Annotated in this window: 19 protein-coding genes; 4 read left to right on the top strand and 15 right to left on the bottom strand. The window is 62.8% G+C overall.

Features of this window, described 5'->3' with window-relative positions:
* Positions 1-2: 2 nt before the first annotated feature.
* From metW to argB, 5 genes are all read right to left on the bottom strand, one after another.
* Positions 3-611 (bottom strand): methionine biosynthesis protein MetW, encoded by a 609-nt coding sequence (gene metW, locus B0G82_RS05470; RefSeq protein WP_012431403.1) that lies wholly within the window; start codon positions 609-611, stop codon positions 3-5.
* Positions 608-1,753, bottom strand: a complete 1,146-nt coding sequence (locus B0G82_RS05465; RefSeq protein ID WP_121306875.1) for a homoserine O-acetyltransferase — start codon at positions 1,751-1,753, stop codon at positions 608-610. Before B0G82_RS05465 ends, metW begins: the two co-directional genes overlap by 4 nt.
* Positions 1,754-2,063: 310 nt before the next feature.
* Complete coding sequence (gene slmA / locus B0G82_RS05460; RefSeq protein WP_116118669.1) at positions 2,064-2,747, bottom strand: nucleoid occlusion factor SlmA; 684 nt, start codon at positions 2,745-2,747, stop codon at positions 2,064-2,066.
* Positions 2,714-3,517, bottom strand: coding sequence for a pyrimidine 5'-nucleotidase (locus tag B0G82_RS05455; RefSeq protein ID WP_121306874.1), 804 nt, complete (start codon positions 3,515-3,517; stop codon positions 2,714-2,716). Before B0G82_RS05455 ends, slmA begins: the two co-directional genes overlap by 34 nt.
* A gap of 224 nt (positions 3,518-3,741) precedes the next feature.
* The gene (gene argB, locus B0G82_RS05450; protein WP_007179687.1) at positions 3,742-4,641 is read right to left on the bottom strand and encodes an acetylglutamate kinase; all 900 of its coding nucleotides are present in this window, start codon (positions 4,639-4,641) and stop codon (positions 3,742-3,744) included.
* 263 nt (positions 4,642-4,904) lie between these two features.
* On the opposite strand from argB, the gene B0G82_RS05445 reads away from it, so the two are divergent.
* Positions 4,905-5,123 (top strand): cysteine-rich CWC family protein, encoded by a 219-nt coding sequence (locus tag B0G82_RS05445; RefSeq protein WP_121306873.1) that lies wholly within the window; start codon positions 4,905-4,907, stop codon positions 5,121-5,123.
* Positions 5,124-5,291: 168 nt separating this feature from the next.
* Here B0G82_RS05445 and B0G82_RS05440 read toward each other — a convergent pair whose 3' ends face one another.
* Positions 5,292-6,929, bottom strand: coding sequence for a tetratricopeptide repeat protein (locus B0G82_RS05440; RefSeq protein WP_121306872.1), 1,638 nt, complete (start codon positions 6,927-6,929; stop codon positions 5,292-5,294).
* Positions 6,930-7,062: 133 nt separating this feature from the next.
* On the opposite strand from B0G82_RS05440, the gene B0G82_RS05435 reads away from it, so the two are divergent.
* Positions 7,063-8,373 carry an ATP-binding protein gene (locus B0G82_RS05435; protein ID WP_106283936.1) on the top strand — a complete coding sequence of 437 codons (1,311 nt, stop codon included), beginning with the start codon at positions 7,063-7,065 and terminating at the stop codon, positions 8,371-8,373.
* Positions 8,370-8,912 (top strand): response regulator transcription factor, encoded by a 543-nt coding sequence (locus tag B0G82_RS05430; RefSeq protein ID WP_012431409.1) that lies wholly within the window; start codon positions 8,370-8,372, stop codon positions 8,910-8,912. Before B0G82_RS05435 ends, B0G82_RS05430 begins: the two co-directional genes overlap by 4 nt.
* 141 nt (positions 8,913-9,053) lie before the next feature.
* On the opposite strand, the gene hslU is transcribed toward B0G82_RS05430, so the two are convergent.
* The 9 genes from hslU to B0G82_RS05385 form a co-directional block, all read right to left on the bottom strand.
* A complete protein-coding gene (gene hslU, locus B0G82_RS05425; protein WP_106283935.1) occupies positions 9,054-10,400 on the bottom strand; it encodes an ATP-dependent protease ATPase subunit HslU in 1,347 nt (448 codons plus the stop codon).
* Between the two features lie 9 nt (positions 10,401-10,409).
* On the bottom strand, positions 10,410-10,946 hold the full coding sequence (gene hslV / locus B0G82_RS05420) for an ATP-dependent protease subunit HslV (RefSeq protein ID WP_106283934.1): 537 nt from the start codon (positions 10,944-10,946) through the stop codon (positions 10,410-10,412).
* 477 nt (positions 10,947-11,423) lie between these two features.
* On the bottom strand, positions 11,424-11,843 hold the full coding sequence (gene dksA, locus B0G82_RS05415; RefSeq protein ID WP_012431412.1) for an RNA polymerase-binding protein DksA: 420 nt from the start codon (positions 11,841-11,843) through the stop codon (positions 11,424-11,426).
* Positions 11,844-12,514: 671 nt separating this feature from the next.
* Positions 12,515-13,603, bottom strand: a complete 1,089-nt coding sequence (locus B0G82_RS05410) for a GTP-binding protein (protein WP_121306871.1) — start codon at positions 13,601-13,603, stop codon at positions 12,515-12,517.
* A 202-nt stretch (positions 13,604-13,805) separates the two neighbouring features.
* Positions 13,806-15,008 (bottom strand): class I SAM-dependent rRNA methyltransferase, encoded by a 1,203-nt coding sequence (locus B0G82_RS05405; RefSeq protein WP_121306870.1) that lies wholly within the window; start codon positions 15,006-15,008, stop codon positions 13,806-13,808.
* Between the two features lie 94 nt (positions 15,009-15,102).
* Positions 15,103-16,026 carry a tyrosine recombinase XerC gene (gene xerC, locus B0G82_RS05400; RefSeq protein ID WP_121306869.1) on the bottom strand — a complete coding sequence of 308 codons (924 nt, stop codon included), beginning with the start codon at positions 16,024-16,026 and terminating at the stop codon, positions 15,103-15,105.
* 39 nt (positions 16,027-16,065) lie between these two features.
* Positions 16,066-16,788 carry a DUF484 family protein gene (locus B0G82_RS05395; RefSeq protein ID WP_121306868.1) on the bottom strand — a complete coding sequence of 241 codons (723 nt, stop codon included), beginning with the start codon at positions 16,786-16,788 and terminating at the stop codon, positions 16,066-16,068.
* A 57-nt stretch (positions 16,789-16,845) separates the two neighbouring features.
* Positions 16,846-17,745: a diaminopimelate epimerase gene (gene dapF / locus B0G82_RS05390; protein ID WP_121306867.1), complete on the bottom strand. Its 900-nt coding sequence runs from the start codon at positions 17,743-17,745 to the stop codon at positions 16,846-16,848.
* A 94-nt stretch (positions 17,746-17,839) separates the two neighbouring features.
* Positions 17,840-18,724 carry a lipid A biosynthesis lauroyl acyltransferase gene (locus B0G82_RS05385; RefSeq protein WP_121306866.1) on the bottom strand — a complete coding sequence of 295 codons (885 nt, stop codon included), beginning with the start codon at positions 18,722-18,724 and terminating at the stop codon, positions 17,840-17,842.
* Positions 18,725-19,001: 277 nt separating this feature from the next.
* On the opposite strand from B0G82_RS05385, the gene metK reads away from it, so the two are divergent.
* Positions 19,002-20,192, top strand: a complete 1,191-nt coding sequence (gene metK, locus B0G82_RS05380) for a methionine adenosyltransferase (RefSeq protein ID WP_012431419.1) — start codon at positions 19,002-19,004, stop codon at positions 20,190-20,192.
* Positions 20,193-20,316 lie beyond the last annotated feature (124 nt).

Genomic DNA, 20,316 nt, shown 5'->3' with positions numbered 1-20,316 from the left:
GGTTAGCTTTTCTTGACGCGATAGACCGCAAGACTACCACGCCAGTTCACCCCCCACCGCACCACCTGACCGTCGTGCAGCACCACGCGGTCAAGAATCTCGATGCCGACTTCCGGCGCCAGCGCCTCGAAATCCTCGATGGTCAGTACCCGCACGTTCGGCGTGTTGTGCCACTGATAAGGCAGCGACTTGGACACCGGCATGCGCCCCTGCAGCACGGAGAGCCGATGCGCCCAGTAGCCGAAGTTCGGGAACGACACGATGCATTCCTTGCCGACCCGCACAGTCTCGCGCAGGATCGCCGCCGTCTGATGAATGGTTTGCAGCGTCTGCGACAGAATCGCGAAATCGAAGCTGCCGTCTTCGAACAGGCGCAGGCCGTCTTCCAGATTCTGCTGGATTACGTTGACGCCGTTCTGCGTCGACGCCAGCACGCCCGCGTCGTTGATTTCGATGCCGTAGCCCTGCACGTCCAGTTCTTCGGTCAGCAGCGAGAGCAGCGAGCCGTCGCCGCAGCCCAGGTCCAGCACGGTGGCGCGCGGTTCGACCCAGCGCGCGATCGCGCGGAAGTCCGGGCGCAGCGCCAGGTAATCGAGTGCTCGCTGGTTCATGCGTTCACCTCGTTCGCAATACGTTCGTAGTAGGCGCGCATCAGGTTGTGATAGCGCGCGTCGTCGAGCAGGAAGGCGTCGTGGCCGTGCGGCGCGTCGATTTCCGCGTACGTGACCGTGCGCTTGTGGTCGAGCAGCGCCTTCACCAGTTCGCGCGAGCGGGCCGGCGCGAAACGCCAGTCGGTCGAGAAGCTGGCGATCAGATATTTCGCCGTGGTGTGCGCGACAGCGGCGGTCAGATCGCCGTCGAAAGCCTTGGCCGGATCGAAATAGTCAAGCGCGCGGGTGATCAGCAGGTAGGTGTTCGCGTCGAAGTAGTCGGCGAATTTGTCGCCCTGATAACGCAGATAAGACTCCACTTCGAATTCCACGTCGAAGTTGAAGTTATACGCGTCTACCGCGCCTTCCGCGCGACGCAGCGAGCGGCCGAATTTTTCGGCCATGTCGTCGTCCGACAGATACGTGATGTGGCCGATCATGCGCGCGACGCGCAAGCCGCGCTTCGGCTTCACGTTATGCGCGTAGTAGTTGCCGCCGTGGAAATCCGGGTCCGACAGAATCGCCGAGCGCGCGACCTCGTTGAACGCGATGTTCTGCGCCGACAGCTTGGGCGTGGACGCGACCACGATGCAATGACCGACGCGCTCCGGATACATCATGCTCCACGCCAGCGCCTGCATGCCGCCGAGGCTGCCGCCCATCACCGCCGCGAAACGCGTGATGCCGAACTGGTCGGCGACGCGCGCCTGGGCGTTGACCCAGTCTTCCACTGTCACGACCGGAAACGTGGCGCCGTACGGGTTGCCGGTGGCCGGGTCGATACTCATCGGCCCGGTTGAGCCGAAGCACGATCCGAGGTTGTTCACACCGATTACGAAGAACTTGTCGGTGTCGAGCGGCTTACCCGGACCGACCATGTTGTCCCACCAGCCGACGTCCTTGGGATTGTCAGCGTACACGCCCGCCACATGATGCGACGCATTGAGCGCGTGGCACACCAGCACCGCGTTGCTACGCGCGGCGTTGAGCGTGCCGTAGGTCTCGACCATCAGGTCGTAACCGGCCAGCGAGCTGCCGTTCTGCAATTGCAGCGGCTCGGAGAAATGCATTTTGTGGGGAGCGACGATACCGATCGATTCCATTCATTCCGCCATTTGTCAAAACAGGGCGGCTAAACGGCGTCGGCGAAAGCACGGAGGAACGACTGTGTGCGTGGCTGACGACCTCTTTAGCCGCATTTATAGTGAACCGTGGGAAACGTTCCCGGCAGTTCGCGCGCCCGCAATCGAGTCAGCAAATCGGCGCGTATAAGGTTTTCAAGCAGGTGTTCAGGGTGTTGCGGACAGCGGTTCCGAATGAATCGGGGTCCCGCGGTCAGGCGCAAAGTATAGCGGAAATTTTCGTGCGGCAACGTCGCGGGCGCAGAGCGTGGCGCGACGCAAGCCGCGCGGACTACTGAAGAATCAGGAGCAGTTGCGCGTCGGCGTGGTCTGCAGGCGGCCGCGCGAAGCCGCTGCGCACATAGCGATGCCAGCGGCCGATGATATAGCTCAGCAGCAGACTCGCGCGGATCGCGGGATCGTAGCCGGCCGGCAGCGGCACGGCGTCCTCGCCCGAGTTCGCCGTGGTGTTCGCTTCCATTTGCGCAAGCCGCAGGCATTGCTTCAACGACGCCTCGACGCGCTCCAGCATCTGATTGACGCGCTCGGTCAGCCGTTCATGCTCGCCGACCAGCGCCTCGCACGTCAGCACGCGCGTCATGCCGGGGTTCTTCGCGGGGAAGTTGAGCAGCATCAACGCGATCGAGCGCGCCTGCAGCACGCCGTTGCTTTCCTTGTCGACGATCTGGTTGATCAGCCCGAAGATGGTCTGTTCGATGAACTCGATGAGCCCTTCGAACATTTGCGCCTTGCTGGCGAAATGACGATACAGCGCGGCTTCCGAGACGCCGAGCCGGGCGGCGAGCGCCGCGGTGGTGATCTTTTCGCTCTTGGGCGCCTCCAGCATCGCGGCAAGCGTCTGGAGGATGTGCACGCGGCGCTCGCCCGGCTTCAGGCGCTGCGCGCGCGGGGCGGCGAGCGTGGTGGTCGGTTCGTGTTCGGTTAAGACTTCGTCAGGCTTGTCGATCGGCTGCATGGCTGTCGTCCCGTCTGCTGTCTCTTCAATCGAACCGAGCGGGTGCTCAGTCGTAGCGATTTTAACGAACGAATGCTTCTATCGACATAGTGTGGCCGGCCGGTGCCCGGCAGGCGAGTCGGTATGCCGTCCGCGTGCGGCTTGCGCGGCAGATGGCCGGTGATCCACACCGTGCGGATGCCGAGCCGCCGGTAGTTTTTCAAGTGCGAGCGCGTGTCTTCGACGAGGATCACGTCCTTTAGCGAAACGTGCGCGTCGCGCATGGCCTTGCGGAGCATCGCGTGGTCGGGCTTGGCGCGCCAGCGGCGGCGATCGCGCATATGTTCGATGGCAATCACCTGTTCGAACAGACGCTCGATTCGCAGTTCGGCGAGCACCGCGCGCGCGTAGGCTTCGGGCGCGTTCGTCAGCACGATCTTGCGGCCCGGCAGGGCAGCGACTAGGCGCGCGACGCCGCGTTCATGGCGGATCATCGAACCGAGATCGGGGAAGGTGTGCACGACCTTCAGGAAGTCGTTCGCGTCGAGCGGATGGTGGCGTGTCAGGCCCAGCAGCGTTGCGCCATAGCGCTGCGTGTAGCCGGTGCGCAGACGGTTGGCTTCGTCGATGTCCACTTGCAGCGCGTCGATGATGTACTGCGTCATCCCCTGATTGATCGCCGGAAAAATCGCGTGCGACGCGTGATGCAGCGTGTTGTCGAGATCGAACAGCCAGACCGGACGGCCCCCTGCGATGTGCGGACGACGGTTTCGGGAGGTGGGAGTGCGCATGGTGGAGGACGCCGTTCAGGCGCGAACAGTTGCCTCACGCGGCGAACGCGAACGGTTCACGGTGCGGGTGGCGAGCAAGGACGAGGTAGCGGGGTGGTGCTTTGTGGCGGCGCGCCGCTGCGAGCCGCCGAAGGTGTAGCGCGCGCCGTATGACTGCCCAGCGCAACAGCACGGCACACAGGGCACGCCATGACGTGCCGCGTGTGCCGGATTTGAGGCAGGAATCAATGCGAACGGATCATTGTGCCGAACGGCTGTTCGGTGAGAATTTCCAGCAGCACCGAGTGCTCGATACGGCCGTCGATGATGTGCACCGAGCGCACGCCGCTCTTGGCCGCGTCCAGCGCCGACGAGATTTTCGGCAGCATGCCGCCGGAGATCGTGCCGTCGGCGAACAGGCCGTCGATTTCGCGCGCCGACAGATCGGTCAGCAGATTGCCTTCCTTGTCCATCACGCCGGGGATGTTGGTCATCATCACGAGCTTTTCGGCGTTCAGCACCACCGCCAGCTTGCCCGCGACCAGATCCGCGTTGATGTTATACGAGAGGCCGTCTTCGCCGAAGCCGATCGGCGAGATCACCGGAATGAACGCGTCGTCTTGCAGCGCTTTCACGACCGCCGGATTGATCGCCTCGACTTCACCCACCTGGCCAATATCCACGTACTGGCCCGGATTGTCGCGATCCGGCATCAGCATCTTGCGCGCGTGGATCAGACCGCCGTCTTTGCCCGTCAGACCGACCGCGTGGCCGCCGAAGTGGTTGATCAGCGTGACGATGTCCTGCTGCACTTCGCCGCCGAGCACCCATTCGACGACTTCCATCGTCTCTTCGTCGGTGACGCGCATGCCCTGAATGAACGTGCCTTGTTTGCCGATCTTTTTCAGCGCCTGATCGATCTGCGGACCGCCGCCGTGCACGATGACCGGATTGATGCCGACCAGCTTGAGCAGGATCACGTCGCGCGCGAAGCCTTGCTTGAGCCGCTCTTCGGTCATGGCGTTGCCGCCGTATTTGATGACCACGGTCTTACCGTGATACTGACGAATGTAGGGAAGCGCCTCGGCCAGGATTTCAGCCTTCAGGGTGGGCGCGATCTGCGAAAGGTCGGGAAGCTCGGACATGGCGGCAGGCTCAGGCACGGAACAGTTGAAACAGGGCGAATTGTACAGGACTGGCGCGCTGCAACAGGGTTTTCGACAGTTGCGCGGGCGGCGGGCGCCGTGGGCTTTGCGCACCGCGCAATCACGGCCCGCACGCCAACGGAAGACAAAGCGTACCGCGCCTCGGAGGTGCCCGTAAATTAGCCGAACGGACGACTCACGGTGGTTCGCCAGTCGTGGCATCATTTCCTGATCCCCGTTGCTGCGAGGGTATCCAGGCTGTCATGAAACCGTCCGTTTCCCGTTCTGAAGGCCGCGCGCGCTGCCCGCGCTGCGGCAACGCGTTCGATTGCGCCATGCACGGCCAGCCATTCGACTGCTGGTGCCGTGAGATGCCGCCGTTGCCGGCGGACCGGCTCGATCCAACTGGACGCTGTTTGTGTCCTGAATGTCTTGCGGCGGAGATTGCGCAGGCGGCTCAGCTGAGGCCCGGCGGAGCGTAATTGGTGGGGGGAGGCCGCGGGAAGCGGGGTAGCTCGGGGACGCACACTCATTCCCGGGAGTGTTGCTGGCTGGCGAGCGCGCCAATGGCCTACGGGCGCAGCGTCGGCGTCTTACGAGAGCGCCACCGGCTCTCGGTAGCGCGATCCGCCTACATAAGCGCCGCGCGCTTACAACGCCCGGCGGTGCTGAGCCGCAAGCGCACTCAGATCACGCGCGACGGCTTCCAGCGCCGGCTCCCACCGACCGAATTGCGGCTGCCGGTAAAGCGTGGCGCTCGGATACCACGGGCTGTCGCGGCGGTCGAGCAGCCAGACCCAATGCGGGTTGACGTCGAGCAGCACCCACGTGCGCTGGCCGATTGCGCCGCTCAGATGCGCCGCCGAGGTGCAAACCGTAATGACGAGATCGAGCGCGCCGACAAACGCGGCTGTATCGTCGAAGGTCGCGAATTCGGCGGTGTAGTCGGTCATCGGTAAGCCGGCCGCGCGTGCCGCCGCCACGTCCGCGCCAGCGCCCGGCTGCAACGAATAGAACGCCACGTCCTGCATGCCGCCGAAGTGAGCCGCGTAGCGCTCCCAGCCGACACGCCGGAACGGATTGCGTTGATGGCCGTGGCTGCCGGTCCACGTCAACCCGACTTTGAGCCGCGATTCCCCGGCCAGCCGCTCTTGCCATGAGTTGATGGCCCGCGGGTCCGCTTGCAGATAGGGCGCCGCCGGAATCGTTTCTTCGCGCGTGTCGAAAATCAGCGGCAGGCTCAGCAAAGGAACCTCGTAATCGAACGCCGGCAGCGATTCGACCCCGCCTCCGGCTGAAAACTCGTCCGCATGAGCGCCGAGGCTGCGCGCGAGCAGCGCGCCCATCTGCGGAAATGAATTCCAGACGAGATGGCCGCCTTCGCGATGGACGCGCTCGGCCAGCATCGGAATGTAGCGGCAGAACTGCAACAGGTCGCCCATGCCTTGCTCGCCCCACACGAGCAATGTCTTTCCGGCAAGCGGTTCGCCGCGCCAAACCGGCGCCGGCATCACCGGACGGTTGCCGCCCAATTCCGAAGAACCGTCCCAGCGCGCTTCATGCGATGCCCAACCGTGCGCATAATCGGCATGCACGAGCTGCAGCATGGAGAGATTGGAGCGCATGCTGGCGTCGTCGGGGGCTAGCGCGCAAGCGGTTTGGGCGGCTTGCGCCGCGTCGTCCCAACGTTGCGCTTCACGCAGCGTCAGCCCATAGTTGTTGTGCGCCAGCGGGCTATGCGGCGCGCATTGAACGGCCTTTGCGCCGGCTTCGAGCGCGCGCGGCAGGTCCATATTTATACGGTAAGCGTGCGTGAGATTGGTCCAGCCGTCGCCCTCATCGGGTTCGTCGCGGACGGCATTTTCCAGCAGCGTGATCCGTTCGTTCAGGCTGCCGCCGGTGAACGTCAGCGCAGCGGCGAGATTGTTGCACAGGCGCGGCAAACGCGGATCGATTGTGAGGGCATGGCGATAGGGCGCGATGGCTTCGGCATGCCGGTTCGCCATCTGCAGCGCGTAGCCGAGGCGAAAGTGTGCAACAGCGTTGCGCGGATCGAGTTGGGCAATAATGGCGGCGAGTTCGATTGCGTCGCCGGAGCGCTGTTGTTCGAGCAGCTTGGCCATGAGCGAACTGAGCGAGGCGTCGTCGAGCGGATGAATTCGCGCCGCGGCGTAGAGGCAGTCGGCTTCGGCCTGCGCCGTGCCGGTTTGCCGGGCTGCGGCGGCTTGTCGCAGAACAGTCAGGAAAGCTGAAGAGGCGTCGGCCTCGCTGTGGGGAGTCGGTAGCATGGATGGGTTGCGCGATGAAGGAGCCGAAGAAAAGTTCGTTCCCGTTAAGCGCTATCGCAAAAATTCCATGTTACCGACGCAAGGCCGCGAGGTAAGTCGGACTAGTCCGAACAGGTAAATTAAAGTTAAAGTCATGCACCGAATCACCAACACTGGCCGCGTCAATCTCGGGCATCTGTTCTGGCTGCGCAGTCTCGCGATCATTGGCCAGTTGATGACGATTGCGTTCGTGCAGATTTTCATCGGCGTGCACTTGCCGCTGCCCGCCATGCTGCTGGTGATCGCGCTCGAAGTGATCTTCAACGGAATCACATGGTGGCGTGTCTCGCAGCAGCGCCCCGAATCCAACATGGAATTGTTCGGCCAGATCTGGGTCGATCTGGGCGCGTTGTCCGCGCTGCTGTTTCTCTCCGGCGGCACCACCAATCCATTCGTTTCGCTTTATCTGCCGTCGCTCGCCATCGCCGCGGCCGTGCTGCCGTGGCATCTGATGGCGTGGCTCGCGGCGTTCGCCGTGGCCTGTTATGCAGTCCTCGGTTTCGATTCCGTACCGCTGAATCTCGACAATCCGGCGAACCTGTTCGACTACTACCGAGCCGGCATGTGGGTGAACTTCATGGTCAGCGTCGGCCTCATTGCATGGTTCGTTGCGCGCATGTCGCGAGCATTGCGGCTACGTGACGCAGCGCTCGGAGACGCGCAGCAGCGCTTGCTTCACGACGAACGCGCGGTCGCTCTGGGTGTGCAGGCCGCTACCGTCGCGCACGAAATCGGAACGCCGTTGTCTACAATTGCCATGTTGTCCGAAGAATTACGAGATGCAGCGCGTTCAGATAAGGGACTTGCACCTTATAGCGCCGATCTCGAATTGCTCGAACAGCAGATGACCCTGTGTACGTCGGCGCTTGCACGCTTGCGCAGCCGGGCATCGACAACGACCAACCGGCAGCAGGTCGGCGAGTGGCTCGAATCGTTTGCCGAGCAGTGGCGCTTGCGTCATCCGCATGTGAAGTTCGAGCGGGTTGGCGTGCCGCCGGCGGATGTCAGTCTTGACGATACGGTGGCCGTGAGTCAGATTCTCACGATTTTGCTCGACAACGCCGCGCGTGCAAGCCGCGATCACGTGACGCTGTCCTGCGCGCTGGGGGCGCGCGGCGACCAGATCGTCTTCGAAGTATGTGATGCGGGCCCCGGCATTCCGGCCGCGTTGCGCGGCTCGCTCGGAGCGATGCCGGTCGAGAGCACGCAAGGTGGGCACGGTGTGGGCCTCTATCTGGCTTTTTCGGCGGCGGCGCGTCTGAATGGGTCGATCGAGTTGACCGATGTCAGCGCTATCAAGCCGCGTGGCACGCGCGCGGTCCTTAAGCTGCCGCTCGCCGGACGCAAATTTTCTGGCAAAGGCCGTCTAGGCGCTGCGCCATCCAACACGGAGAAACAGGCATGAGCGATATGAATTTTCTGGTGATCGACGACGATGAGGTGTTCTCCGGCATCCTCGCTCGCGGGCTCACCCGGCGCGGCTACACGGTGAGCGAGGCGCACAACGCGGATGAGGCCATCAAGCTGGCAAATCAGCAGAAGTTCAGCCAGATCACGGTGGATCTGCATCTCGGCAACGACTCAGGTCTCACGCTCGTCGCACCGTTGCGCGATTTGCAGCCCGACGCGCGCATGCTGGTGCTGACGGGCTATGCGAGCATCGCTACCGCGGTGCAGGCGGTGAAAGACGGTGCGGATAACTATCTGGCCAAACCTGCCAACGTCGAGACGATTCTGTCGGCGCTGCAAAGTGAAGCGAGTGCGCTGCAAGCTGAAGAGGCGATCGAGCATCCCACGCCGTTGTCGGTGGCACGTCTGGAGTGGGAGCATATTCAACGCGTGCTCGCCGAGCACGGCGGCAATATTTCGGCTACCGCGCGCGCGTTGAACATGCATCGTCGCACGCTGCAGCGCAAGCTGGCGAAGCGGCCGGTCAAGCAATAAGAGCCTCAATTCAATTCCGCTTGCCGTAGGCAAATAAAAAACGGGCTGCCAGATCAAAGGCAGCCCGTTTTCTTATACGCCTTGCATCTGTTTCGCCTCAAGCCGCGAAAGCAACGGAACGAGGCAATCCCGGCAACGACATCACAGCACGTAGCGCGACAGATCCTCGTCTTCCGCCACTTCGTTCAGCGCGCGATCGACATAAGCCGCGTCGATCTGCACCGTCCGGCCCGAGTGATTGCCGGCCGCGAACGAAACTTCTTCGAGCAGTTTTTCGATCACCGTGTACAGACGCCGTGCGCCGATGTTCTCGGTCTTTTCGTTCACCGAGTACGCGATCTCGGCGAGGCGGCGGATGCCGTCGTCGGCGAATTCCAGGTGCACGTCTTCGGTGGCGAGCAATGCCTGGTATTGCTTGACGAGGCTCGCATCCGTGGAAACCAGGATCGATTCGAAGTCGTTCACCGAGAGCGAGTCCAGTTCGACGCGAATCGGAAAGCGGCCTTGCAATTCCGGAATCAGATCGCTCGGCTTGGCCAGGTGAAATGCTCCGCTCGCAATGAACAGAATGTGATCGGTTTTCACCATGCCGTACTTGGTGTTGATCGTGGTGCCTTCGACCAGCGGCAACAGATCGCGCTGCACGCCCTGACGTGAAACTTCGCCGCCGCCGGCTTCGTTACGCGAGGCGATCTTGTCGATTTCGTCGAGAAACACAATGCCGTTCTGCTCGACGTTCTGCACGGCCTTGGTTTTCACCTCTTCGTCATTCAGCATCTTGCCGGCTTCTTCGTCGGTGAGAACCTTCAGCGCTTCTTTCACCTTCAGCTTGCGGCGCGTTTTCTTGCCGCCGCCGATGTTCGCGAACATCGAACGGATCTGCTCGGTCATGTCTTCCATGCCCGGCGGCCCCATGATGTCCATACCGACTTGCGGCTGTTCCACGTCGAGCTCGATTTCCTTGTCGTCGAGCAAGCCTTCGCGCAGACGCTTGCGGAAGGTCTGGCGTGTCGTGCTGCCTTCGTCGACGGTATCCGCCGCGCTCGAACTCGCGCCGAAGCCGACGGGCCGCGCGCTCGGCAGCAGAATATCGAGGATGCGGTCTTCGGCCTGATCTTCGGCCTTGGTCCGCACTTTGCGCATTTCCGTTTCGCGCGTCTGCTTGACGGAAATTTCGATCAGGTCGCGCACGATGCTGTCCACGTCGCGGCCAACGTAGCCGACTTCGGTGAACTTGGTGGCTTCGATCTTGATGAACGGCGCGTCGGCCAGTTTCGCCAGACGCCGCGCGATTTCGGTCTTGCCGACGCCGGTCGGTCCGATCATCAGAATGTTCTTCGGCGTGATTTCCTGACGCAGCGGATCTTCAACCTGCTGACGGCGCCAGCGATTGCGCAGCGCCACTGCCACCGCTTTTTTCGCGCGGCCTTGGCCAATGATGTGTTTGTCGAGTTCCGAGACGATCTCGGCAGGGGTCATGGTGCTCATCGTGGGTCCTTACTCGATCGTCTCGATAACGCGGTTATGGTTCGTGTAGATGCACATGTCGCCGGCAATCTCCAGCGACTTCTCCACGATTTCACGGGGCGACAGGTCAGTGTTGTGAGCGAGCGCGGTCGCGGCGGCTTGCGCATAAGCGCCGCCGGAACCGATCGCGCAGATGCCGCCTTCCGGATCGAGCACGTCGCCGTTGCCGGTGATGACGAGCGTGGTCGTGGCGTCCGCGGTGATCAGCATGGCTTCGAGACGGCGCAGCATGCGGTCGGTGCGCCAGTCTTTGGCGAGTTCGACGGCGGCGCGCGTGAGATTGCCCTGATGTTTTTCCAGCTTCGCTTCGAAGCGGTCGAGCAGCGAGAAGGCGTCGGCCGTGCCGCCGGCGAAGCCGACCAGCACCTTGCCGTTATAGATGCGCCGGACTTTCTTCGCACCGCCTTTCATGACGATGTTGCCTAGCGTCACCTGGCCGTCGCCGCCGAGCGCGACTTTGTCGCCGCGGCGCACGGAGACGATCGTCGTGCCGTGAAATTGCTCCATATGCGTTCCTCTTTGCAAAACGGGTAGGACACGGCAGCGCATTGCGCTACCGCATGAATCCTGAAAGCGGACGGCGCGCGACGCTAACAAACCAACCGGCCGGCGCGCGCTCGTGCAGCGCATGTCCGATTTATTTTAGGGCGTGCGCGGTCATATCAAGAGCCGGCAAATGGCATAAGACAAAAAACACGTGAATTGGTGCGGCGTGCGGGTCCGCGCGGCATCATGCGGCGCGGGGCTGGGATAGCCTGAATCCCGGTCACGACGCGGCAAATGGCATAGGACAAATACAGATGAGTTCGGAGGCGAACGCGGCGGTTACGCCGATATGGAGGTGTCGAGGCAAGGTCGAAACCGTCTCCACCACGGCAATGCCTCAGATATGCGTCACACAAAAGAAAAAGGCGCACGGCTCACCGTGCGCCTCTCGACGAAGCAGCGTTTCAGGGCGCGGAGCCGAAGCCGCGCCACAAGCGTTCAGTCGCCGAACAGCTTCTGGCGCAGTTCGCGGCGCTCCTGCGCTTCGAGCGACAGGGTGGCCGTGGGCCGTGCGAGCAGACGCGGGATGCCGATCGGCTCACCGGTTTCTTCGCACCAGCCGTAGTCGCCCGAGTCGATGCGCGCGATGGATTGCTGCACCTTCTTCAGCAGCTTGCGCTCGCGGTCGCGCGTGCGCAGTTCGAGCGCATGCTCTTCCTCGATCGTTGCGCGGTCGGCCGGGTCCGGCACGATGACCGTTTCGCGCAGGTTCTCGGTCGTCTGGCCGGCATTGCGGAGAATATCCGCCTGCAGTTGTTCGAGCTTGTTCTTGAAGAAGGCGAGCTGATCCTCATTCATGTAATCCTTGTCGCTCATCTTCAGGATTTCGGCTTCGGTCAAGAGTCGTTTCGTCGTCATCTGGCTTACTTCTTCAATGTGAGGCAAAACTCTTACATAGTGCCCGCACTTTCGTATTGCCCGCAAATGCGCCTCGAAGACGCTGAGCGCCAAGGCGGGCACGGACGGTGGACTGTCGTGACGCCGAAGCGCCTGGCGCCCACACGCCGGGCGTCGCAACGCTAATGCGGGGCCGAACTCCTCTGGAAACCGATTCTCAAATGCTCCTGAGGCATTGCTTGCCGACAGCGCGCCTTTTCAGGCGCTGCCAGCCGGCATTGTCGGCGTATCGTCCGGATAAGATTTTCCGGCGCCTTTCAGGCCCGTCGCGGGATACGCGCTGACCGGGCAATTCGTTGTCATTCTCCAGTGGGCACGTATTGTAACTGAACCACAATCTAGCGCCGCAAGTGGTGAAAATCCCCGTACGGCACCCCGATATCCCGAAAATATAACGCGCGCACGACCAAAAAGCGATGGTCGTGCACGCTTTAATACAGCAGGGTTTTCACGCGCTTTTCATACGCGCGACTTTTCAGTGAGCTTTCGGCCGCCGTTTAAGGCGGATTCAGCAGATGATTTGGCCGGCGCGCGCTTTGCGCCTATTACATTCAGGCATTAGCACGGCGCGTGCCGCGTCGCACTGCTCTGAATAAATGGCAAGCCCCCGGCAAGCCGGGGCTTCGCATTTCTTAGGCGAGGCAGGCGTCCAGTCCGTCGGTGATCAGGTCTTGCGGCAGTTCGATGCCGATAAACACCATCTTGTTGGTCTTCTTCTCAATGGGCTGCCATTTGGCGGCCAGATCGCTGCCCATCATCTGATGCACACCCTGGAACACCACCTTGCGGTCGACGCCCTTCATATAGAGCACGCCCTTGTAGCGCAGCAGGCGCTCGCCATAAATCTGCAGAATGCCGCCGAGGAAGTCTTCCAGCTTGTTCGGATCGAACGGCCGGTCGCTGCGGTAGACGAATGATTTGATCTTGTCGTCATGGTGCGCATGGTGGTGATGCGCGTGATCGTGGCCTTCGTGATCGCATTTGCCGTGGTCGTGATCGCAGTTGGCGTGATCGTCATGGGTGTGGCCGTGCTCGTCATGCGCGTGAGCGTGGCTGTGCGCATGCTCGTCTTCCACGAGGAAGTCCGGATCGATCTCGAGCTTCGAATTCAGGTTGAACCCGCGCAGGTCGAAGATTTCCTTGATGTCCGCTTCGCCGAAATTGACCACCTTGATGGCCGCGCGCGGGTTCATATGCAGCAGGCGGTGGCGGAGATCGGCCAACTGGTTTTCATCGACCAGATCCGACTTCGTGATGAACAGGCGGTCGGCGAAACCGACCTGGCGCTGCACGACTTCGTGTTCGTCCAACTGGTGGTTCGCGTGCTTCGCGTCGACCAGGGTGATGATCGCGTCCAGCAGGAATTCATTGGCGATCTGGTCGTCCATGAAGAACGTCTGCGCAACCGGGCCCGGATTGGCGAGGCCGGTGGTTTCGATCACGACGCGGTCGAAATCCAGCTTGCCTGATTGCTTCTGCGCCGCGAGATCGCCCAGCACGCGCGACAGGTCGCCGCGAATCGTGCAGCAAATGCAGCCGTTGCTCATCTGGATGATCTGCTCGCTCGTGTCCTGCACAAGGATTTCGTTGTCGATGTTTTCTTCGCCGAACTCGTTCTCGATCACGGCGATCTTCATGCCGTGCTTTTCATTCAGGATGCGCTTGAGCAGGGTGGTTTTGCCGCTGCCGAGAAAGCCGGTCAGGATGGTGACTGGGATCATGTGGGTCGCCTGTATGGTCGTGTAACGGTGCGTAATCGGGTGAATAAGCGAATGCGTGTGCCGGGCGCGCAGCCGGATGGCGCGCTGCCCTGTCCAGGCGGTTATTGAAACATATCTGTCGAGGCGACGCTGGCGGACCCTGGTTCGCGTCCGCTTTCGCCCAGGCGTCCGGCGCCGGAAACATTCCTGAAACTATGGGCGATCAGGCGATTTGCAACAGCAGGCCCTTCAGGTATTCGCCTTCGGGGAATGCAGTGAGCAATGGGTGATCCACCCCGGCGCCGAGCCGCTTAAGAATGCGAGCGTCCACGCGCGCGTCGGCGGCCGCGCCGGACACGATCTTCTGGAAAAGCTCGGCGTCGATCGCGCCGGAGCACGAATAGGTGAAGAGCAGGCCGCCCGGGCGCAGCAGCTTCAGGCCGGTCAGGTTGATATCCTTGTAAGCGCGCGCCGCACGGTCCACATGCTCACGTGACGGCGCGAATTTCGGCGGATCGAGCACGATCAGGTCGAAGCGCTCGCCTTCGTCGTGAAGGCGGCGGAGCGTTTTGAACGCGTCGGCGTCGAGCCAGGTGGCGCGCTCGGCGTCGAAGCCGTTGGCTGCGACGTTCTGTTGGGCGATCGCCAGTGCGTCGCCCGACGAATCGATCGACACCACGCGTTTGGCGCCGCCTTTCAGCGCCGCCAGCGAGAAGCCGCCGGTGTAACAGAAGCAGTTCAGCACCTCGCGATCCTGCGCGAGCTGTTGCACGAGTAGGCGGTTGTCGCGTTGATCGACGTAGAAACCGGTCTTGTGGCCGTTGCGCACGTCGACGTGATAGCGCACGCCGTTTTCGCTCGCGATCAACGCTTGCGACGGCGCTTCGCCCGCCAGCACGCCGGTGACCTGCTCAAGTCCTTCCTTCTGACGAATTGACACGTCCGAGCGTTCGTAGACGTTCGGGCAGCCGGTCGCGCCGGTTAGCGCCGCAACGATCGCTTCCTTCCACGCCTCGACGCCCGCCGCCATGAACTGGCAAACGAGTTGGCTGCGCCGACCTTCGTCCTCGGCGATGTAGTGATCGACGATCAAGCCCGGCAGCCCGTCCGCTTCGCCAAAAATCAGCCGCACCGCGCCGGTGTCGCGGACCATCGTCTGACGGTGCGCGAGCGCGCGCTGCACGCGGCGCTTGAAGAACGCGTGATCGATCGGCTCGCTTTCGTCGAAGCTCCACACGCGGGCGCGGATCTGCGAATGCGGGCTGTAGGCCGCGCGCGCGAGGAAACGGCCGCCGTGCGTGCGCACCAGCACGGTGGCGCCGGGCGCGGGATTGCCGTCGATCCGGTCGATCGCGTTGGCATAAACCCACGGATGGCGGCGCAGCAGCGATTTTTCTTTCGACGGTTTGAGCGTAACGGTATTCATCAGGGTGTCAGAGAGAGCAATGGGCCGCGCGGCACGGCGCACGCAGCAGGTAAGGCGAAGGCGGAGACCGTACGCCGCGAATCGAACCGCGGAATCAGTCGCGTTTTTTGGCGCGCGGATGCGCCTGATCGTAGACGTGCGCGAGATGCTGGAAATCGAGCGCGGTGTAGACCTGTGTCGCGGTAATGCTCGCGTGGCCGAGCAACTCCTGCACGGCGCGCAGATCGCCGCTCGACTGCAGCACGTGCGTGGCGAACGAATGCCGCAGCACGTGCGGATGCACATTGGCGGGAATGCCGGCGACCAACGCCGCGCGCTTCACACGCTCGCGCACGACGTTCGGCGACAGGCGATTGCCGCGCGCCGAGAGAAACAGCGGATGCGGATCGAGCTTCACCATCTGATCGCGGACGGCGAGCCAGGCGCCCAAGGCTTCCAGCGCCTTGCTGCCGACCGGCACGACGCGGCGCCGGTTGCCCTTGCCGAGCACTTCCACTTCGGCGGAATCGAGCTTGAGCCAGCCGGCCGAGCGATAGCCGTCGGCATCGGCGAAACGGGCGTCGAGCCCGACCAGTTCCGCGAGTCGCAGGCCGGACGAGTAGAACAGTTCGAGCATGGCGTGATCGCGCAAACCTTCGGGCGATGCGACGGGCGAACTTTCCATCAGGCGCGTGGCGTCGTCGACGGATAGCGCTTTGGGCAGCGGTTTCGCCTGCTTCGGCGCGCGCACGGTCGCGACCGGATTGGCCGGCAGATCGACGCGTCCGGCGAACCAGCGGTAAAACGCGCGCCACGCCGACAGCCGGTGGCTAATCGAGCGCGCCGTCAGGCCGCCGGCATGCGCACGCGAAACGGCGCCGCGAATGTCCACGGCTGTGAGGCTTTCGAGCGGCCGGCCTTTGGCCAACTGCCTGAGTTCTTCCAGTTCGTGGGCGTAGCCGCGTAGCGTATGCGCCGAGAGCCGCCGCTCGTGTTCGAGATTCGACAGATAGGCGGCGATCGGGTCGGCGGCGGTCACGGTGGATTTTCGAGCGGCTGGCGCGGAGCTGAGTGCCGCTCAGCGCGGCAGCAGACGGCTCAGCGCCGCGCTGGCCAGCGCGCTGATCTGCGTCAGAAAATCAGTGGCCATGCCGTCGTGGAAGCGGCGTGCGTCTGCCGAACCCATCACCAGCAGGCCGAAGGTCGGCGCTTCTTCCTTGCCTTCCGGATCGCGCAGCGCGAGCAGCGCGATCGACTCGGTTGCGTGCGCCGGCTCGGGCGCGGCGTGGCCGGCCGAGCCCTCGTCGCTCACGGTGGCCACGGAGGGCACCAGCCACTGCGCCGCCTCGAAGCCGGTATTCGCGCCGCAATACGGCGTGGTCAGGCTGTTAGCGAAAATGCGCACTTCTTCGCCGACATGGCGCGCGAAGTCGGCCTGGGCATACGGTTCGGCCACATCCCACACGCGCAGCGCGGCTTGCGGCACGTCGAAGATGTCGCGCAAACCGGTGGCGATCGTGCGCGGCAGCGCATACGGATCGCGCTCGGCCATCACGCGAATGGTCCAGCGGTTGAATTTCGACGCGATGCTGTCGTTCTCGTGGCCGTAGCGCAGGAGTTCGGCGAGGCGGCGTTCGAGGTGCTTGTTCTTGTCGCGCAGCATTTCCATCTGCCGTTCCTGCAGCGACACCGCGGCTTTGCCGTGCGGGTTCGCGAGGCGGATCGTCGCGAGCATTTCCGCGTGTTCGGCGAAGAATTCAGGATTGGCGAGCAGGTATTCGGCGACTTCGCGATCGTTCATGGTTTCGGCTAGAGGACTACGGGGCGACGCCTTGGGGCGGCGCATCGGTCAATGAGTTTAAGCGGCCTGTGAATCGGCTGATGAGTCGGCTGATGAGTCGGCCAGTTCGATTTCGCCTTCGAAGACGGTCGCGGCAGGGCCGGCCATCAGCAATGGCTGGTCCGCTTGCGCGGCGTCCCACGTGATAGTCAGTTTGCCGCCGTGTGTGTGCACGAGCACCGGTGCGTCCAGCAGCCCGCGCCGGATGCCGGCCGCGACGGCCGCGCAGGCGCCCGTTCCGCACGCCAGCGTTTCACCGGCGCCGCGTTCGTACACGCGGAGTTTGATCTCACTACGCCCGACGATCTGCATGAAGCCCGCGTTCACCCGCTGCGGAAAACGCGCATGCCGTTCGATCACCGGGCCTTCGACCAGCACGGGAAACGTTTCCACGTCGTCGACTACTTGCACGGCGTGCGGATTGCCCATCGATACCACCGAAATCCAGCGTGTCGTGCCGTTCACGTCGAGCGGCCAGAGCGTGTCCGCGCTCTCGCGGCGGCCTTCCAGGCCTTTCGTGGCGAACGGCACACGTTCCGGATCGAACACCGGCGTGCCCATGTCGACCAGCACTTCGCCGTTTTCCTGCATGGTCAGCGTGATGGTGCCCTTTTGCACCTGCACGCGCACGCTGCGTTGATCGGTGAGGGCCCTGTCGCGCACGAACTTGACGAAGCAGCGCGCGCCGTTGCCGCAATGCTCGACCTCGCCGCCGTCGCAATTGAAGATGCGATACCTGAAATCGACGCCGGCCACCGTGGGCTTCTCGACCAGCAGCAATTGGTCGGCGCCCACGCCGAAATGCCGGTCCGCGAGCGCGCGCACCTGCGCCGGCGTCAGCTTGACCGGTTGGGTGTAGCCGTCGAGCACAACGAAGTCGTTGCCCGCACCGTGCATTTTGGTGAATTTCAGTTTCATCACGCTATTGTAAGTGACCCGCCCACAGGTGGACCCGAACGCCGCGTTATTTCCATGTTCGGACGCTTGCTTCGCACACCGCGAAGGCGGTCGCTCAATACACGCTCGGTTGACCCGGCGGCCGGGTCTTGAAGCGCTTGTGGACCCAGTAGTACTGCTCGGGCATCAACGGAATCTGCTCTTCCAGAAAGGCGTTCATGCGACGGGCGTCGGCGTCGTCGTCGCCAGTCGGATAGTTCTCCCACGGCTTGAACACCTTGAGACGGTAGCCTTTGTAATTCGGCAGCACCTCGCCGATGAACGGCACGACCTGCGCGTGGCCGACCTTGGCGAGACGTCCCACGGCGGTCAGCGTACAGGTCGGCACGCCGAAGAACGGCACGAAGGTGGAGTTGCGCGCGCCGTAGTCCATGTCGGCGCCGAGCATGACCGGCTTGCGCTCGCGCAGCCAGCGCAGCACGATGCGCGCGCTGTCGGCGCGGCTCGCCATGTCCGCGCCGAAACGCGCGCGCGCCGCTTTGGCGACTTCTTCCAGCTCCGGGTTCGACATCGGCTGATAGAGCGAGCCGCATTGGCGCTTGAGCGAATAGTTGAGAAAGATCGAACCGGCCTCGATACCCACGAAGTGAAAGCCGAGAAACAGCGTGGGCGGCAGATCCGGGTCCGTCAGATCGATCGCGCTGTCGAGCTGGATCAGCTTTTCGAGCTTCTTCGCCGAGCCGAACCACTGCACGCTGCGCTCGAGGTAGCTGCGAATCGCGTGGCGGAAATGCTTCTGCGCGACGTCATCGCGACGCTCGTCGCTCCACTCGGGAAAGCACAACTTCAGGTTGATATGGACAATGCGTTTGCGCCGGCTCGGGATCTGATAGAGCAGCCAGCCGAGTCCGTCGCCAATGCGAGCGGTGAGACCATAAGGCAACAGTGCAAACAGTTTCAGCAGCGCGATCGCGAGTTTGGCGCCATAGCGGCTCAGCATGCCGCCCCCTGAAAAAAGGCGCGGCACAGGACGGGCTTCAGAAAAGCGGAAAAGTTGACGTAATACCGCACTCTTGGACACTCTGTGACAATCATAAGAAGTCGCTATAATAAGGGCTTCGCCGAGTTAATAGACAACTTGCGGGGCGAAGCCGGTGGCTGCAATCCACGTGATTTGCGCCGCCTGGTCAGGTAATCCGCTAAAGCGTCGCCGCTTCAAGGCTCCCGAAGCTGGCTACGTGAAACTCAACCGTAACCACACAACAGGAGTCTGCAACGTGGCAAACGACTATCTCTTCACTTCCGAATCCGTTTCCGAAGGCCATCCCGACAAAGTCGCGGATCAGATTTCGGACGCCATTCTCGACGCCATTCTCGCTCAGGACAAATACTCGCGTGTCGCCGCGGAAACGCTGTGCAATACGGGTCTCGTCGTGCTGGCGGGTGAAATCACCACGACCGCTAACGTCGATTACATCCAGGTCGCGCGCAACACGATCAAGCGCATCGGCTACGACAATACCGACTACGGCATCGACTACCGCGGCTGCGCGGTGCTCGTCGCGTACGACAAGCAATCGCCGGACATCGCGCAAGGCGTGGACCGCGCGCACGACAACAACCTCGATCAAGGCGCGGGCGACCAGGGCCTGATGTTCGGTTACGCGTGTGAAGAAACGCCGGAACTGATGCCGCTGCCAATCCACCTGTCGCACCGGCTGGTGGAGCGTCAGGCGAATCTGCGCCGTGACGGCCGTCTGCCGTGGCTGCGTCCGGACGCGAAGTCGCAAGTCACCGTGCGTTATGTCGACGGCAAGCCGCATGCGATCGACACCGTGGTGCTGTCCACGCAGCATTCGCCGGATATCGATCTGGGCACGTTGCGCGAAGCCGTGATCGAAGAAGTCATCAAGCCGACGCTGCCGGCCGAACTCATCAAGGGCGACATCAAGTTCCTCGTGAACCCCACGGGTCGTTTCGTGATTGGCGGTCCGCAAGGCGATTGCGGTTTGACCGGCCGCAAGATCATCGTCGATACATACGGCGGTGCCGCACCGCACGGCGGCGGCGCGTTCTCGGGCAAGGATCCGTCCAAGGTCGACCGTTCGGCGGCTTATGCCGGCCGTTATGTCGCGAAGAACATCGTGGCCGCAGGCCTCGCTTCGCGCTGCCTGATTCAGGTGTCGTACGCGATCGGCGTCGCCCAGCCGACCTCGGTGATGGTGAACACGTTCGGCACGGGCCGCGTGTCGGACGCGACCATCACACGCCTGGTGCAGGAGCATTTCGACCTGCGTCCGAAGGGCATCATTCAGATGCTCGACCTGCTGCGCCCGATCTACGAGAAGAGCGCGGCCTACGGTCACTTCGGCCGTGAAGAGCCGGAATTCACGTGGGAATCCACGGACAAGGCATTGGCGCTTGCCGAAGCCGCCGGTACGGAACCGGTCGCCGCGCTGGCCGAATAAGCGCGAGCCGTCCGTTTCAGAAAAAAACCCCGCTGGCGTGAGCCAGGCGGGGTTTTTTCATTTTGCCTCGGTTGCTTTGCTGCGCAGTCGACTGGCGGCTTCAACGGCTGCGAAGTGTTCTTGC

This window comes from Paraburkholderia sp. BL17N1, from assembly GCF_003634175.1.
In the GTDB taxonomy this organism is placed as follows: domain Bacteria; phylum Pseudomonadota; class Gammaproteobacteria; order Burkholderiales; family Burkholderiaceae; genus Paraburkholderia.
This window is presented reverse-complemented; position numbering and strand designations above follow the sequence as displayed.

Excerpts from the sequence above, each read along its gene's own strand:
- dksA (WP_012431412.1), bottom strand. The coding sequence starts at position 11,843 with ATGACGACGAAACGACTCTTGACCGAAGCCGAAATCCTGAAGATGAGC.
- B0G82_RS05430 (WP_012431409.1), top strand. The coding sequence starts at position 8,370 with ATGAGCGATATGAATTTTCTGGTGATCGACGACGATGAGGTGTTCTCC.
- B0G82_RS05435 (WP_106283936.1), top strand. The coding sequence starts at position 7,063 with ATGCACCGAATCACCAACACTGGCCGCGTCAATCTCGGGCATCTGTTC.
- B0G82_RS05385 (WP_121306866.1), bottom strand. The coding sequence starts at position 18,724 with ATGCTGAGCCGCTATGGCGCCAAACTCGCGATCGCGCTGCTGAAACTG.
- argB (WP_007179687.1), bottom strand. The coding sequence starts at position 4,641 with ATGTCCGAGCTTCCCGACCTTTCGCAGATCGCGCCCACCCTGAAGGCT.
- dapF (WP_121306867.1), bottom strand. The coding sequence starts at position 17,745 with ATGAAACTGAAATTCACCAAAATGCACGGTGCGGGCAACGACTTCGTT.
- B0G82_RS05395 (WP_121306868.1), bottom strand. The coding sequence starts at position 16,788 with ATGAACGATCGCGAAGTCGCCGAATACCTGCTCGCCAATCCTGAATTC.
- slmA (WP_116118669.1), bottom strand. The coding sequence starts at position 2,747 with ATGCAGCCGATCGACAAGCCTGACGAAGTCTTAACCGAACACGAACCG.
- B0G82_RS05440 (WP_121306872.1), bottom strand. The coding sequence starts at position 6,929 with ATGCTACCGACTCCCCACAGCGAGGCCGACGCCTCTTCAGCTTTCCTG.
- hslU (WP_106283935.1), bottom strand. The coding sequence starts at position 10,400 with ATGAGCACCATGACCCCTGCCGAGATCGTCTCGGAACTCGACAAACAC.
- B0G82_RS05410 (WP_121306871.1), bottom strand. The coding sequence starts at position 13,603 with ATGATCCCAGTCACCATCCTGACCGGCTTTCTCGGCAGCGGCAAAACC.
- hslV (WP_106283934.1), bottom strand. The coding sequence starts at position 10,946 with ATGGAGCAATTTCACGGCACGACGATCGTCTCCGTGCGCCGCGGCGAC.
- B0G82_RS05405 (WP_121306870.1), bottom strand. The coding sequence starts at position 15,008 with ATGAATACCGTTACGCTCAAACCGTCGAAAGAAAAATCGCTGCTGCGC.
- B0G82_RS05465 (WP_121306875.1), bottom strand. The coding sequence starts at position 1,753 with ATGGAATCGATCGGTATCGTCGCTCCCCACAAAATGCATTTCTCCGAG.
- B0G82_RS05455 (WP_121306874.1), bottom strand. The coding sequence starts at position 3,517 with ATGCGCACTCCCACCTCCCGAAACCGTCGTCCGCACATCGCAGGGGGC.
- B0G82_RS05445 (WP_121306873.1), top strand. The coding sequence starts at position 4,905 with ATGAAACCGTCCGTTTCCCGTTCTGAAGGCCGCGCGCGCTGCCCGCGC.
- metW (WP_012431403.1), bottom strand. The coding sequence starts at position 611 with ATGAACCAGCGAGCACTCGATTACCTGGCGCTGCGCCCGGACTTCCGC.